This window comes from Anaerobranca gottschalkii DSM 13577 (assembly GCF_900111575.1).
Taxonomy (GTDB): Bacteria; Bacillota; Proteinivoracia; order Proteinivoracales; family Proteinivoracaceae; genus Anaerobranca; species Anaerobranca gottschalkii.
The window spans coordinates 1-15,253 of the sequence record NZ_FOIF01000045.1; the positions used below are offsets into that span (position 1 = coordinate 1).

General features: G+C 32.5%; 12 protein-coding genes, 2 tRNA genes and 1 other annotated feature. Of the genes, 4 read left to right on the plus strand and 10 right to left on the minus strand.

All coding sequences use genetic code 11. The features are described from left to right. Window positions 1-261: 261 nt before the first annotated feature. Entirely contained in the window at window positions 262-462 is a 201-nt protein-coding gene (locus tag BMX60_RS09340; protein WP_091351216.1) for a DUF6199 family natural product biosynthesis protein, read from the plus strand. Window positions 463-514: 52 nt separating this feature from the next. Here the strand turns inward: BMX60_RS09340 and BMX60_RS09345 are convergent. The 9 genes from BMX60_RS09345 to mnmL all read right to left on the minus strand — a co-directional run bounded on the left by BMX60_RS09345 (window position 515) and on the right by mnmL (window position 10,448). Continuing rightward, window positions 515-590 (minus strand) — tRNA-Thr (locus BMX60_RS09345). 10 nt (window positions 591-600) lie between these two features. After that, a tRNA-Pro gene (locus BMX60_RS09350) sits at window positions 601-677 on the minus strand. A gap of 83 nt (window positions 678-760) precedes the next feature. Beyond that, complete coding sequence (gene pdxR, locus BMX60_RS09355; protein ID WP_177159763.1) at window positions 761-2,149, minus strand: MocR-like pyridoxine biosynthesis transcription factor PdxR; 1,389 nt, start codon at window positions 2,147-2,149, stop codon at window positions 761-763. A gap of 119 nt (window positions 2,150-2,268) precedes the next feature. Continuing rightward, window positions 2,269-4,716 carry a leucine--tRNA ligase gene (gene leuS, locus BMX60_RS09360; RefSeq protein ID WP_091351218.1) on the minus strand — a complete coding sequence of 816 codons (2,448 nt, stop codon included), beginning with the start codon at window positions 4,714-4,716 and terminating at the stop codon, window positions 2,269-2,271. A gap of 62 nt (window positions 4,717-4,778) precedes the next feature. Beyond that, window positions 4,779-4,997 (minus strand) — a binding site (T-box leader). A 61-nt stretch (window positions 4,998-5,058) separates the two neighbouring features. Then, the gene (gene typA / locus BMX60_RS09365) at window positions 5,059-6,888 is read right to left on the minus strand and encodes a translational GTPase TypA (protein ID WP_091351219.1); all 1,830 of its coding nucleotides are present in this window, start codon (window positions 6,886-6,888) and stop codon (window positions 5,059-5,061) included. 66 nt (window positions 6,889-6,954) lie between these two features. Next, window positions 6,955-8,352 carry a sodium:solute symporter family protein gene (locus BMX60_RS09370; protein WP_207648431.1) on the minus strand — a complete coding sequence of 466 codons (1,398 nt, stop codon included), beginning with the start codon at window positions 8,350-8,352 and terminating at the stop codon, window positions 6,955-6,957. 115 nt (window positions 8,353-8,467) lie between these two features. Next, on the minus strand, window positions 8,468-9,019 hold the full coding sequence (locus tag BMX60_RS09375; protein WP_091351220.1) for an NUDIX hydrolase: 552 nt from the start codon (window positions 9,017-9,019) through the stop codon (window positions 8,468-8,470). A 28-nt stretch (window positions 9,020-9,047) separates the two neighbouring features. Beyond that, a complete protein-coding gene (locus tag BMX60_RS09380; RefSeq protein ID WP_091351221.1) occupies window positions 9,048-9,422 on the minus strand; it encodes a DUF1622 domain-containing protein in 375 nt (124 codons plus the stop codon). A 75-nt stretch (window positions 9,423-9,497) separates the two neighbouring features. Beyond that, complete coding sequence (gene mnmL, locus BMX60_RS09385; RefSeq protein ID WP_091351222.1) at window positions 9,498-10,448, minus strand: tRNA modification radical SAM protein MnmL/YtqA; 951 nt, start codon at window positions 10,446-10,448, stop codon at window positions 9,498-9,500. Between the two features lie 128 nt (window positions 10,449-10,576). Between mnmL and BMX60_RS09390 the strand changes: the two genes are divergently transcribed. After that, entirely contained in the window at window positions 10,577-12,640 is a 2,064-nt protein-coding gene (locus tag BMX60_RS09390; RefSeq protein WP_091351223.1) for a SpoIID/LytB domain-containing protein, read from the plus strand. Here BMX60_RS09390 and BMX60_RS09395 read toward each other — a convergent pair. After that, window positions 12,624-14,003, minus strand: a complete 1,380-nt coding sequence (locus BMX60_RS09395) for a tRNA nucleotidyltransferase/poly(A) polymerase-related protein (RefSeq protein ID WP_177159764.1) — start codon at window positions 14,001-14,003, stop codon at window positions 12,624-12,626. The two genes, BMX60_RS09390 and BMX60_RS09395, sit on opposite strands and share 17 nt — an antisense overlap. Window positions 14,004-14,093: 90 nt before the next feature. Between BMX60_RS09395 and BMX60_RS09400 the strand changes: the two genes are divergently transcribed. Together BMX60_RS09400 and BMX60_RS09405 are read left to right on the plus strand one after the other, a co-directional pair. After that, window positions 14,094-14,576, plus strand: a complete 483-nt coding sequence (locus BMX60_RS09400; protein WP_091351225.1) for a nucleoside triphosphate pyrophosphohydrolase family protein — start codon at window positions 14,094-14,096, stop codon at window positions 14,574-14,576. Between the two features lie 407 nt (window positions 14,577-14,983). Beyond that, window positions 14,984-15,253, plus strand: a 270-nt coding sequence (locus BMX60_RS09405; protein WP_177159765.1) for a transposase zinc-binding domain-containing protein, incomplete at its 3' end; no start/stop codon positions are given.

Below are 15,253 nucleotides of genomic sequence, written 5' to 3' on the forward strand. Positions count from 1 at the left end.
TCTTTTTAATAAGCAAAGTAATTAAAGTACAGATAATTTCATTTTGCTGCTTGATTATTTCTAAACAATATGTTATAAATTGAGGTAACAACTTGTCACTCCTTTCTTTCTTTGTTTATTTGGTGTGTGTACCTCAATTATGAACGAAGATTAAGGGGGTGGCAAGTTGTTTTTTGTAAAAAGCTATAAATAAAGGTTGTTTAAGCTACTTTTATATAAAAAAAGTTTTACAATACGGAATAGGGTATAGGGGGCGATTGTATGAAATTTTTTACTTTTAGTATAACCTTTTTTTTATTACTTTTAGTAGCAAAACCAAATCTTAATTGGTATATATTTGGTGGTGGGAAGTATAAAGGTATAGAGCCAACAAAGGATTTTCTACTATTAACTAGGGTAAGTGCTTTAATTTTATTATTTATAACTTGGATGGTTATTTTACCTTTTTCGAATGTAATTTAGTAATATAATCAAAAAAGCCTGTTAACTAAGTTAACAGGCTGAAATCTCACTTTGGAGCCGACGATGGGACTCGAACCCGCAACCTGCTGATTACAAGTCAGCTGCTCTGCCAATTGAGCTACGTCGGCTTGCTATTGATGGTCGGGGCGAAAGGATTTGAACCTTCGACCCTCTGGTCCCAAACCAGATGCGCTACCAAGCTGCGCTACGCCCCGAGGGGTTAATCATCAATCACAATATAAATTTTACGATAAAAAAGGAAAAAAGTCAACACCTTTTTAAAATTTTTTTGGATTTTTTATAGCATATTTTTTATAATAGTTGCCAGCTCTTTAATAGGTTTTTCAATTTCCTTTTCCGATAGGTTAGTAAAGCTTAGTCTAAAGAAATTTTCCTTCCGTTGTATAAAAAAGTCATCCCCTATAGTAATAGAGATACCTTTTGTTAAAGCGAATTTTTGTATTTCCTTTGCCTTTAGGTTTTCGGGAAGTTGAACCCAAATCGCTAAGCCTCCTTGGGGTTTAGAAAATTTAATAGAAGAGGGGAAGTGGCGTTCCAAGGCACTTAACATACTTTGGCACCGTCGCTGATAAATTAGTTTAACTTTGTTAACATGTTCATTCCACAACCCTTTTCTGAGATATAAATCAAAAGTCCGCTGTAAAAAGCCCGATGTAGAAATATCGGAAAATTGTTTAGCTTCTTGTAAAGGGCCGTTAAATAAAGGGGGAGCTACAAGTAAAGCTAATCTTAGACCAGGCATAAAAACTTTAGAAAAGGATTTTATATAGATTACATTATCATTGGTATCTAAAGCTTTTAAAGGGGGAAGTTTTATTTGGCTATAGTTTAAGTCTGCGAAATGGTCATCTTCAACTATGGTAAAAGAATATTTATTAGCTAATTCTAACAATTTTTTTCTGTGGGTTTGATCGTATAAATAACCTGTAGGACTTTGAAAATCCGGCATAACGTAGATAAATTTGGGTTTATACTTTTTTAATTCTTTTTCTAATATAACGAGGTCAATTCCTTTTTCTCTAATAGGGATACCGATGACTTTAGCACCTCTAGAAGAGAAAGTAGCTATTGCCCCAGGATAACAAGGCTCTTCCGTAAAAACATAGTCTCCTTCTTGTAACAGGGTTTTAGCTATAACATCAAGGCCTTGTTGACCACCAGTAATTACATGGATGTAGTGATGGGATACTTTTATCTTATATTCAGTTAATAAGCTTTGTAAACTTTGCCTTAAGGGTAGATAACCTTCGGATTCTTGATAATTGAAGGCAAAACCTCCATCCCTTTCCAACACTTCGTTTAATAAATTCTTAAATGTTTTTACAGGGAAAAAGAGGGGGGATGGGGAGGAGGAAGAAAGGTCGTATTTAATATTATGGGGTGAAGAACTTTCAGTAAAATCTTCATTGGTATTTGCTAAATTATTATCAGCAATTACATAAGTTCCACCACCTGAAATTGTATAAACATATCCTTCCCTTTCTAAACTCTTATAACAGTTTACTACTGTAACTGGATTAACATCTAACTTATTTGCTAATTTTCTAATAGAAGGTAATTTATAATGGTGAGGTAAAACCCCAGTTATGATCAGATGTTTAATATGTTCTTGTAATTCTTTATACTTACTTTTTTTGCCACTAAATGTAATCAGGAATTGATCCATAATTAATCCCACCTTTAAATTGTATCCATACGGTTTTAGCATAACTTATTTTAAAATTTTTGTAAATATAGATTAAAAAAGAAGAAGGGGGTGAGGGGTACCCTTCTTCTTTTTAGAGATTATGAAACTACTATATTGATGATTTTTCCTTTAATAACAATTACCTTTCTGATAGTTTTTCCATCTATATAACCTTTTACTTTTTCATCTTCTAGTGCTAGTTTTTCAATAGTTTTTTCATCAGCTCCGGAATCTACTTCAATTTTACCCCTAACTTTACCATTGATTTGGACTGCTAGTTCAATAGTATCTTTTATTAAGGCTTTAGGGTCATACTCTGGCCATTTTTGGTTAAATACTGAGTATTCTTGACCTAATTTTTCCCAAAGTTCTTCACTAAAGTGGGGGGCAAAGGGAGCTAAGATAGTAACAAATTTTTTCAATGTGGTTTCTAAGAAAGTTAAATTGATTTTATCCACCGATGAAGTATAACTATATAAAGAGTTAACTAATTCCATCATCCTTGCAATAGAGGTGTTGAATTGGAATTTATCGGCATCTTGCCCTACTGATTTGATGGTATAATTGAGGACATAATTAAGTTCTTTTTCTTCTTTATCAAAGGAGTCTTTAGTTTCCCCAGAATTTTTTAATTCTATAAACTTATCAATGAATCTTTCAATTCTATCAAAGAATCGGGCTATTGCTTTTATACCATCATCATTCCAGGGACCACCTTCAGTGTAAGCGAAACCAAACATTAGATACATTCTAAAAACATCTGATCCATAGGTTTCAATATAGCCATCAGGGGAGATAACATTACCTTTGGATTTACTCATCCTATTTCCATCAGGTCCTAAAATTATTCCTTGATGTACCAAAGAAATAAAGGGTTCATCAAAATCTATATACCCCATATCCCTTAATGCTTTATGGATGAAGCGGGCATAGAGTAGGTGCATACAGGCATGTTCAGGACCTCCAACATATTTATCTACAGGTCCCATTTTATTAAGCCATTCTTTATTAAAAGGTTCTTTTTCATTTTTGTTATCAGGATATCTCAGATAATACCAGCTAGAATCTACAAAGGTATCTAGAGTATCTGTTTCCCTTTTAGCAGCTTTACCACAGGTAGGGCAGGTAGTATTGATAAAACCTTGATGTTTTGCTAATGGTGATTTACCATCGGGGGTGAAATCTACATCATAGGGTAATAAAACCGGTAGTTGATCTTCTGGTACTGGTACGATACCACAAGAATCACAGTAAATTATTGGAATTGGTGCACCCCAATACCTTTGTCTAGAAACTAACCAATCCCTTAAGCGATAGTTAATTCTAAATTCACCGAGATCTTTAGTCTTTAAGAAGCTTACAATAGCTTTTTTACCTTCTTCCCAATCTAAACCATTAAATTGGTCACTGTTAACTAATGTTCCCGGTCCAGTATAGGGAAGGTCATCATTTTCATCATAACCCTTTATAACCCTTACAATTGGTAGTTGATACTTAGTTGCAAATTCAAAATCCCTTTCATCATGGCCAGGTACTGCCATAACTGCACCGGTACCGTAGGTAGCTAATACGTAGTCTCCTATCCAAATAGGAACTTCTTTACCAGTTATAGGATGGATTGCATAACTTCCGGTAAATACCCCTGTTTTTTCATGGGTAGTAGCTAACCTGTCAATTTCATTGAGTTTTTTGGTTTTTTCTTGATATTCTTCTACTAGTTCTTTGTATTCAGGTGTTGTAATTTTATCTACTAGAGGATTTTCTGGAGCTAAGACTACATAGGTTACTCCAAAGAGGGTATCTGGCCTTGTAGTAAATACTTCGAAAGTTTCTTCACTACCTTTAATTTTAAAAGTAATCTGAGCTCCTTCCGATTTCCCAATCCAATTCTTTTGCATCAACTTAGTTTTCTCAGGCCAATCTAATCCATCTAGTTTTTCTAGTAGCTCTTCAGCATAATCTGTAATTTTGAAAAACCATTGGGTTAGATTTTTCTTTGTTACCTCTGAATTACACCTTTCACATAAACCATTAACAACTTGTTCGTTAGCTAAAACTGTATTACAATCTGGACACCAGTTTACAGGAGCTTCTTTTCGATAAGCTAAACCTTTCTCATATAGTTTTAAGAAAATCCATTGGGTCCACTTATAATAATCGGGGTTACATGTGATGATTTCATAATCCCAATCAAACATTGCCCCCATATTTTTTAATTGGATTTCCATTGTTCGGATATTTTCTAAAGTGGAATCTTGTGGGTGAATACCGGTTTTAATAGCATAATTTTCTGCAGGGAGTCCAAAGGCATCAAAGCCCATAGGTTGAAATACTTCAAATCCCTGTAATCTTTTTAAACGGGCCCAGGAATCCGTTACCCCATAGTTGTACCAATGGCCAACATGTAGTTTACTGCCAGAGGGGTAGGAGAACATTTCTAAACAATACAGTTTTTTATCAACCCTATCTTTGTTGAATTTATAAAGTTTTGTTTCTTCCCATTTCTTTTGCCACTTTTGATCAATATGTACTCCGTATTTAGACATGTTTTGTTCACTCCTTTATAAAATATTTTGGTATATGTAAATAAAAAACCTTTCATCTCTAATATAGAGACGAAAGGATATTTCCGTGGTACCACTCTATTTGGATATATTTAATATATATCCCACTCATAAACCTATAACGGGGTTAACCGCAATCCCTTACTTAAGGTTCAGGGATTGATCTCAGGGACGAGTTCAGCTTATTTGATACACCCTTTTCCACCAACTAGGGCTCTCTTTAGTATCATGATAAACTTACTACTTCCCGTCTTAGAATTTATCAATATTTGTTGTTAATATATTATAAATATTTTTTATTATTAAGTCAAGGTTTTTAGGAATTTATTTTTCTGAAGCTTCTTGACGGGCTTTCCATTCCCTTAATCTCAGTTTTGCATCTAGTTGTTTTTTTCTGAGGCGGATGGATTTTGGAGTCACTTCTACTAGTTCATCCTCTGCAATAAATTCTAAGGCTTGTTCTAAACTTAACTGAGTATAAGGTGTTAATTGAATGGCATCATCGGAACCACTAGCCCTAATATTTGTCAATTGTTTCTTTTTGCAAACATTGACATCTATATCGTTGGCTTTTGCATTTTCACCAACTACCATACCGGCGTAGACTTTGGTTTGGGGAGGAATAAACAATCTTCCTCTAGCTTGAGCTTGATATAAACCATAGGGAGTGGATTCACCGGTTTCCGATGCCACCAATGATCCTCTAGTTCTATAACTAATTTCCCCTTTATATGGTTCATAACCTTCAAAAATATGGCTTATAATTCCATTACCTTTTGTATCAGTTAATAATTCAGAGCGATACCCTATTAAGCCCCTAGCTGGTACTAAAAATTCAAGCCTTACCTGTTCAGGTGAAAGGTTTACCATATCTAACATAACACCTTTTCTTCTACCTAACTTCTCAATAACAGTTCCACTAAATTCTTGGGGAACATCGATAGTAACTTTTTCTATTGGCTCATGTTTTACACCATCTATTTCTTTAAAGATTACTTGAGGTTTACTTACTTGAAATTCGTAACCTTCCCGTCGCATAGTTTCAATTAGAATGGAAAGATGAAGTTCTCCACGGCCTTTAACTTCAAAACTATCTGTTTGATCGGTTTCTTCAACCCGTAAACTTACATTGGTTTCCAGTTCTTTTAAAAGTCTTTCCCGAAGGTGGCGGGAAGTTACAAATTTTCCTTCTAAACCTGCGAAAGGACTGTTGTTTACTGAAAAGGTCATAGAAATAGTTGGTTCATCTATTTTAATAAAGGGAAGGGGTTGGGGATTTTCTAAATCAGCCACTGTTTCCCCAATATTTATTGGTTGAAGTCCACTTATTGCATAAATATCTCCAAATCTAGCTTCTTGTACTTCTACTTTATTGAGGCCTTGATAAGTGTATATTTTGCCAATTTTTTGTTGGGTATTACAATTGGGAGAACACACAGTTACAGCTTGACCAGGTTTTAAAATACCATTGACTAATTTTCCTACAGCTATTCGGCCCACAAATTCATTATACTCAATAGATGTTACCATCAATTGTAGTGGACTTTCTTCCCCTTGGGGAGGATTGACTATATCTATTAACAAATCAAATAAAGGTTTTAAATCAGTACCTTTTTTATGGGGATCTAAAGATGCCCAGCCTTCAACGGCACTGCAATATATAACTGGGAATTCTAATTGATCTTCATCGGCATCTAAACTTATAAATAAATCTAGGACCTCATCCACAACTTCCAATGGTCTGGCTCCTGGCCTATCCACTTTATTAACTACTACTATTGGCTTTAAATTTAAATCTAAAGCTTTTTTTAACACAAATTTTGTTTGGGGCATAGGTCCTTCAAAGGCATCAACTACTAACAAGATGTTATCAACCATCTTTAACGTTCTTTCTACTTCTCCGCCGAAATCAGCGTGTCCAGGAGTATCTACGATATTGATTTTAACTCCGTTATAAAAGATGGAAGTGTTTTTGGCTAGTATCGTAATACCCCTTTCCCTTTCTAAACTGTTAGAATCCATAATCCGTTCTGCTACCTGCTGATTTTCTCTAAAAACACCACTTTGTTTGAGCAAACAATCTACTAAAGTTGTTTTTCCATGATCTACGTGGGCAACTATAGCGACATTCCTAATATCTTCTCTAATATTCATAGCTTCAATCCTTTCCATGAAGAGTACAACAGATAAAATTATATAGGATTTTTAGAGATTTGCAAGTTATCCTGAAAAATTATTTCTACTTGTAGGACTTGAGATAGGTAATATAGAAATTATAATATAGACAGTTAATGAAATCAATGAAGAATAAATAACAACAGGTATATCTTTAAATCTTATAATCTCAGTTAATCCTAATAGGGCCGTGGTAGCACCTATTAACATTCCCCCTAAAGCCCCATATTTATTACCATTTTTCCAAATAAGGCCCCCAATAACAGGGATAAAAACACCTGCTGTATACATAGTATAGGCATAGATCAATGCTGATATTATGCTAGGTAAGAGTAGGGCAATCAATAAAGAAATTAAACCTATTGCAAGGGTAGAAAAGCTGGAATATCTAACTAATTTTTTGTCATTTAGGTCTCCTTTGTTAAACTTTAAAAATAAATCATTAATTAAGTGGGAGGTACCAGCACATAAAAGGGAATCCGCTGTAGACATTACAGCTGCCATAATAGATGCTAAAACAATTCCTCCTAATATTGGAGGAAAAACTTCAATTACCAACAATGGTATAGCTGCTCTAGGATTCTCTAAGTTTGGAAATAAAATTTGGGAAACCATACCAGCTAATACTGGAAAAAAAGAAACTATTATTAATAGTATTCCAGCAGCTATACTGGAACTTTGGGCGGTTTCTTTATTATTAGCGGAAAATAGCCTCTGAATAAAATCTTGTCCGATAAGGGTGTACATTACAGTAGGCAAAAGAATCCAAGTTATTGAACTAATACCTATGCTTGTTATATCTAAATAACTGTTATCTTGAAAATGTTGTACAAGGGAGGAAAAACCATCAATTTTTATTAACGCTAAAATTGCTCCTAAAATAATTCCTCCTCCAGCGATAATTATTTGAACAAAATCAGTAATAGTTACACCCCACATACCTGATATAGCCGTGTAAATGATAAATATTAATGTGGCAAAAATTGCCCCTGTCAAAGGATTAAAACCTAAGATTACCATAATTCCTTCGGCAGCCTTTACTTGGGCTGCTAAAATACCAATAATTGCTGTTAGTGAAAGTATTGCTGTTATATATTTTATAGAACTGGAATTATATCTCTTTTCTAAGTAGTCAGAAATAGTTGTTAAAGATAAAGCCCTTAACTTTGAAGCAAAAAATAAACCTAAAAGGATTAATCCTATACCTGTAGATAATCCATACCAAATACCAGCTAATCCTGTTAAATATCCTTGTTCTCCACTTCCAAGAATAAATCCTCCACCTAAGTGGGTAGCCGCTAAAGTAGAAGTACATAAAATAAAACCTAAAGATCTTCCCGCCAATAAAAAATCTGATAATGTTTTAATTTTTTTTGAATAAAATACGCCAAATAGAAACATAGCACTTAAGTAAAATAACATGATAAATTTAATAAGATTCATAAAAAAACCTCCTAACAAGATAATTTTACTTTAATAATTTAACACTTTAATATATTAAAGTAAAATCCTTTTTAGGAGTATTTTGGGTAAAATAGGTTGTATTTTTAGAATTACACTAAAAATACTTCAACTTTCTTTCTTTTTCTAAAAAATTCTTTGTTTTTAAAAGGGAAACCACCGAAAGGGAATGGATGATTTTTTCTTCAGCTATTAATTTATCTAGTTCCTTTAAAGGAACTTCTACTATTTGAATATCTTCTGTATCGTCTAACTTTTGAACTGCTACCTTTTCACAGTCGGTGAATAAGAAAATATGGCATAGGTTATTTTGAATTGCTGGATTTGGAGCTACTTTTCCTAAAGAAATTATTTTTCCTTTGTATCCCGTTTCTTCTAATAATTCCCGCTGGGCAGTTTGTTCAGGTTCTTCTCCCGGATCAACTACTCCACCAGGTGTTTCTAAAGTATAGGAGTCTAGTCCATGGCGATATTGTTTAACTAGTACTAAATTATTATCTCTAGTGATAGCTACAACATTAACCCATTGGGGAAAAAGGACACAATAAAAGTTGTGGGTTCCTAAGTGTGGGTGAGAACTGTTTTTTTCCACAAGGGTGATAAATTGATTAGAATAAATTGTTTTTGTAGAATTTAGTTTCCATGACATTTTTATACCCCCTTAGAGTTTAATTACTTTATTCTTCAATCTTATCTTTGATTTCTTCGAGACTACATTTATTTGAGATACATCCTAAAGTATGTTTAATTTCCCAGTGGATAAGTACGCTGAGTCCACCCCTTAAAATGACTATAGATCCTAAAATGAGGATATCATCTAAACTCCTGACAATTATAGTTCTTAAAATTTCACCTGCTAAGGCGAATTCTAAGCCAAGGGCTAAACCTCTAGCTAGACCTAACCGTAATTTTTCTTCTGGTTTAAATAATGAGAAGAAATAACCTATTAAAACTATAACGGAAACTAATGAGATTACTATGGCAGTAAAAGCTTCTAAAATGATCGATAGAAAAATTATTCCTTCATGGATGATATGGGCAAAAAGGTCCATTAAATATTCCTCCCTTATACTTTTGTCCTTATACTTTTGTTTTATTAGTTTTTGTATTAAGGGAGGAATTATAAGTTAAAAGTTATTTTTAAAGGCACTACCACCGGTGTAATTAAATAATCGACCTTGATATGTTTTTCGTTGTTCCATCTGCCATTCAATTGCTTCCTTTATTTTCCACCAGCTCGTTTGCCAATTGCAGTTTTCAGAGATTTCTTTCGGTGCCCTTCCAATTAGCCTTTGAATAGTAATTTTAGGGTCTAAGTGCTCTAAAAAGGCAATGACCCTGCGAATATATTCATCCATGGAAATAAGGGAAAATTGGTTATTTAAAAATTGTTGTTCCATAATGGTCCCTTTAACTATAAAGAGGGAGTGGAGTTTTACTTGATTTATTTTTAATGCAGATAAAATTTTAGCCCCTTCTATAGCATCTGTAATATCATCCCAAGGTAGATTTAATATTAAATGGGCGCAAATTTCAAAGGGATATTTTTTTATCATCATTACACAATCGATAAATTCAGCTAGAGTATGGCCCCGATGGATTTTCTTTAAAGTATGGTAGTTAACGGACTGTAAGCCAAGCTCAATTGAAATATCTATATTATAATTTTCTTTAAGATAATTTAGGTGTTCTAAATGATCATAGGTTACACAATCAGGTCTTGTTGATATGGCAATTTGTACTATGTCTTCTTCAATTGCTTCTAAGGTGTACCTTTTAAAATCTTCTATTGGCATATAAGTATTAGAATAATTTTGGAAATAGGCTATAAATTTATTAGCTTTATATTTCCTTTGAATTCTATCTCGAATTATAGCTAATTGTTCCTTTATAGTGAGATTTGAGGTATCCCGCTCATAACCGGCACCACCTTCATAGCAAAAGGTACATCCACCTGTACCAAATTTACCATCCCTATTAGGACATGTTAGAGGGAGGTTGATAGGTAATTTATAAACTTTTTCACCGTATTTTTCTAGTAAATACTTTGAGTATTGATTGTATAATTCCACTTGAATAATAAACCTCCTTATTTTTTAATGAAGACTTTGTTAAAATAATGAAAAAGTATAATAAAATAATTAACAAAGATATATATTTTTAGTATACACTAAAGTCTTAAATATTTGATGGGGGAGAGGAGATTTTGAAGAAAATTTTACTTTTAGTTATTTTAATTTTATCAGTACTGGTTATTTTTTTTCTGTATATAAATTACTATTTAGATGGAAAGTTAGTTGAGAAATTTATTGAAGATTTACAGGGGGAAAAGTCTTTTGATGATCATCCTCAAGGACAGTTAATAAAGGAGTTAAGGGAATTGGGGATTACAGAGAAATTAACAATAATTAAAAGGAAGGTTACTTTCCAAGGGGGAAAAACAATTGTAGGAATTAAAGAAGGGGAACACCAATTTACTTTTCAATTGATACCTAAAAGAAATGATAATTATAAAAAAGTTATTATTAAAGGAATAGATACTAAAATAGGTTTACTGTTAGAGAAAAAGGGTGAGGGTAATGTTTATCATTATCTTTTACAAGGGGTGGAAGGAAGAGAGTTTACTTTTACATCTCCCTTTGATTTAAAACTAGAGAATTTTGATATAGTAAATCTTGTCATAGTAGGGAATGAAATTATGACCTTTATTCCTTTAGAAAAAGTTACAGTCTCAAAGGTATTATCAGCTGATTCTCAAAAAATTATGGGAGAAATTGAAGGAACTTTTTCTTTAGATTCTGATGTTTATATCTTTGGAAAGGAAGAGAGATTATATGTAGGACAAAAGAAAGTAGATTTATATTTAAAAAATAAAACAGTTATAGGGATAGTTACTAGGGAGAAATTTGTGCCCAATACTATAAGGGTATTAATTAGTGATAGTTCATATAATAATATTTTTCATCAGCAGCTTCAATTATATAGTGATGGAGATTTGAAGATTTTTAGTAAGTTAAATGAAGGTGAAATAACTGTAAAACCCAATAAAAGGGTGCAGTTTAAATTAAATTCTGGAAAAATAGAAGTAGTTGTGGATAATATAAGTCATATATTTAGTGAAAGGATTTACTTAGAAAGTACAGGAAAGATTTATTTAACGTCAGTTAAAAGGGGCTGGAATAATTCCTTAACTCCCGGTTATAGAGGTAATTTTGAGGTATTTACTAAAGATGGAAAAATGTTTTTAATAAATGAATTAAATTTAGAAGAGTATTTATATGGAGTGGTACCTAGTGAAATGCCTGTAAGTTTTGGTCTGGAAGCATTAAAAATTCAGGCTATTGCTGCTAGGACCTATGCTATCAAAAATATCTATTCATCAACTTATAAAAATTATACAGCCCATGTGGTGGATAGTGTATTAAGTCAGGTTTATAATAATACTTTAGAATTCCCAGAAATAATCGATGCAGTTAATATGACTAAAGGGCAAGTAATAACATTTAACGATGGGATTATAGATGCAAAATTTTTTTCAACATCATGTGGATACACTGCTAACAGTTATGAAGTATGGGATAGTGGCGGTAAATTTCCTGGGAAAGTTATCCCATATTTAATAAGTTCTCAACAAGGAATTTTAGTTAAGTATGACCTCACCACAGAGGAGGGGTTTAAAGAATTCATTACTAATAAAAATATAAGGGGTTATGATAGTCAATCTCCTTTTTTCCGATGGGAAATAAATATGACAAATCAGCAATTAACTAAGTCTATAGAAGAGAATTTAAGGAATAGGTATAGAGCGGGTCCTAAGTGGATTTTGACCTATGACAATGGAGAATTTATTTCAAAAGAAATTCCCCCTAACCCTTTAGGAGAACTTAAAGAACTTCAAGTGGTAGAAAGGGGAGAAGGGGGTAACATAATGGTACTAGATATAATCGCAAAAAATGGAACTTATAGGATAATAAAGGAGTATAATATTAGGTCCATTATCAGGCCTGTCTGTCAAATTGACCCTGTAAAACTCATTCGATCTGATGGGTCTATTCTTAGTAATTACAGTATATTGCCAAGTTCTTTTGTTTATTTTCAACATAATTTTGGAGAAAGGGGATTAGAAAGTGTAAGGATTTTTGGTGGAGGTAATGGTCATGGTGTAGGGATGAGTCAGTATGGAGTTTTAGGAATGATCCAGCAAGGTTATACCCAAGAAGAAATAATTACCCACTTTTATCCTAATACAAAAATTAAGAGAATTTATTGATAATATATTTGATGGCCTCTTCTTTATTTTTGATTTTACCTAGAATCTGTCCTTTAATTAATTGATCCTTTATTATCCCTATTTGTCGAGAAGGGGGGATGTTGAGGATAGCTTGGATTTCATCACCTGTTAATAGGGAATGAACCTCGACTAGCTCATCCCTTTTGGTATAGTAATCTTCTATGAGGTTAAGTATATACTTTTGATAACTTTCTATTTCTATCCCGTAACCATCCCCACCGCTACGGGTAGCTAAATAATCACATAAAGATAGCAACAGAAATCCTAAGGAATGTTCTTTATTAGAATTAAAAAATTTATATTTATTGCTTTTGGTAATATTTTTATTTAGATATAGATATAATGGCTTCATGTGTTCTTTTATAATAGTTTCCAGTCCTGATTTTTCAGTACTGCTGAGTTTAAGAGTATTAGCTAAATTTATTATATATTTTTCAGCTTCTAATTCATGTTTATAAAATGTAATTTTTCCTGAAGGGGCAACTTTAAAAGTATCTATTTTTCCTATATCATGTAAAAAACAAGCTAGTTTCAGAATAACCAAGTGTTCATTTACGTAATTCTTTATATTATTATAAAAAGGGGAGAAGTATATTATATTTTTCAAGTTTTGTTCAAAAATTTCTAAGGTTTTAAAGGAATGGATTAGTAAGTTTTTCCTGTGATAATGATTTTGTTTTATATTAGCCATTTTTTCCACTGGTGGGATGAGAATTTGTAGTACTCCGTGGAGATACATTAGAAAAAGGAGCTGGTTTGAGTTATCTAGTTTTAAGATTTTTTTAAGTTCATCCTTTAACCTTTCTCCTTTTGCCGAAACTAATAAGGGGGCATTTTTTCTAATTTCCATTATAGTATTTAATGGGATATGAAAATTATATTTTCCCTTTATATAATAGACCCGTAAGATTCTTACAGGATCTAAGGTTAAACTTTTATTACTTACAGGAATTATTAGTTTCTTTTTAATATCCTCTCTAGAGTTATTGATATCGATTAGGTTGTTAAAATTAGGGTAATGGTCTACTTTTAATGCCAAAGTATTACAAGTAAAATCACGATATTTTAAATCTTCGTAGATGTTATTATAACTAGATTCTGTTATATCTATAAAGAGATTTTTTTCTTTAATATGAAATTTAGTTAGAGGGCCAATATTTATAGGAGTAACTCCAAAATTTTTACTGATAATTTCTTCTAGTTTTATTTTAGATGAAAAAGTTACTAAATCTATATCATTGCAGTTCTTAATACCTAGATAATTATTCCTTAAAAATCCCCCTACAATATAAGTTTTTGTTCCCTTCAAAAGGGAACAAAGCTCTTTTACAATATTTTCCACAAAAATCACCTCTTATAATATTATACATTTTCTATTTTTATGATACAATTTAATTAGCGATTTTAATAATTAGAAGTAGGAGGTTCAAAAGTGAGAATTTACGATTTACAGCAAGAAGTATATAATTTATTAAAAGAAAAAGGATTTCCTATAGGAAAAGATAATTTTAATGTTAAATTAGTCCTACTACATACAGAGGTTTCAGAATTAGCAGATGCTGTAAAGAAGGGGAGAATTGAAGACTACGGACAAGAATTAGCTGATATTATAATAAGATTACTTAATATTCCAATTATGTATCCCCATTGGGGTGATATCTGGAATGGTGGTACTTTTATAGATATCCCCGAAATTAAATGTAATGATCTCTGGGAAGGTATGTTAAATATACACAGAGAAATTTCAAAATTGAATGGCACTGATACTGATAAATTAGGGGTTTATAAAATTTTCGCTTTAACTAAAGGATTAAGTGTGTTTTTGGGTATAAATTTGGAATATGAATGTATTAAAAAAATGGAATTTAATTGGCAAAGACCTTATCAATATGGTACTGCAAATGAAAAAAAATAAGGTTATGAACCTTACAGTTTGTAGACAAAGTCATTTTCTAAAGGCTGTGGTAATTAAACATTCTAACAAAGTCTCCGTCGAGATTTAAGGCTTCTATCTAAAAGGAAGAAGGGTACCGCTCTAATTCGCCATCCATGGCTCAATAGAGCTTTCGGAACGTCCTGTTCCTCACCCCTTCTTCCTTTTATCTAATCAGCTCTTAAATCTATCTTCTCGACTTAATCGTATCTTTGTTTAATTACCACAGCTGGATGGTGACTTTGTCTTTAGTTTGTCTTCAGTCTGTAAGGTTATGAACCTTTTTTCTTTTAGTTAAAAGCCCTTGAGGCTTTTTTCTTTATTGCTTAGGAAAGTATAGATTGCTAGGTATGTGGATAAATGTTATTATGTAGTGGGGTGAGTTGTTTATGGCTACGGGAATAATAAAACAAATATTTGAAGATAAATGGGGAGAGTTTAAAGAAAAATACCCAATTAGGCCAACAGTATTGTCAGAAGTAAAAAAGATGCTAACTTGTAAAGATATGAGTGAAGGATATAGCAAATTTTGTTGTCCGACATGTAATGAAGTCAGATATGTAGGCTTTACCTGTAAGAGTCGCTTCTGTACATCTTGTGGTCGGAAAGCAACAGAACAGTGGGTAGAAAAATTAAGCAAAGAATTATTTGAAGTTCCC

What these genes read in the sequence shown, in the direction of transcription:
- BMX60_RS09340 (WP_091351216.1), top strand. Translation starts at nt 262, where the DNA reads ATGAAATTTTTTACTTTTAGTATAACCTTTTTTTTATTACTTTTAGTA.
- BMX60_RS09375 (WP_091351220.1), bottom strand. Translation starts at nt 9,019, where the DNA reads ATGTCATGGAAACTAAATTCTACAAAAACAATTTATTCTAATCAATTT.
- typA (WP_091351219.1), bottom strand. Translation starts at nt 6,888, where the DNA reads ATGAATATTAGAGAAGATATTAGGAATGTCGCTATAGTTGCCCACGTA.
- pdxR (WP_177159763.1), bottom strand. Translation starts at nt 2,149, where the DNA reads ATGGATCAATTCCTGATTACATTTAGTGGCAAAAAAAGTAAGTATAAA.
- BMX60_RS09380 (WP_091351221.1), bottom strand. Translation starts at nt 9,422, where the DNA reads ATGGACCTTTTTGCCCATATCATCCATGAAGGAATAATTTTTCTATCG.
- BMX60_RS09370 (WP_207648431.1), bottom strand. Translation starts at nt 8,352, where the DNA reads ATGAATCTTATTAAATTTATCATGTTATTTTACTTAAGTGCTATGTTT.
- leuS (WP_091351218.1), bottom strand. Translation starts at nt 4,716, where the DNA reads ATGTCTAAATACGGAGTACATATTGATCAAAAGTGGCAAAAGAAATGG.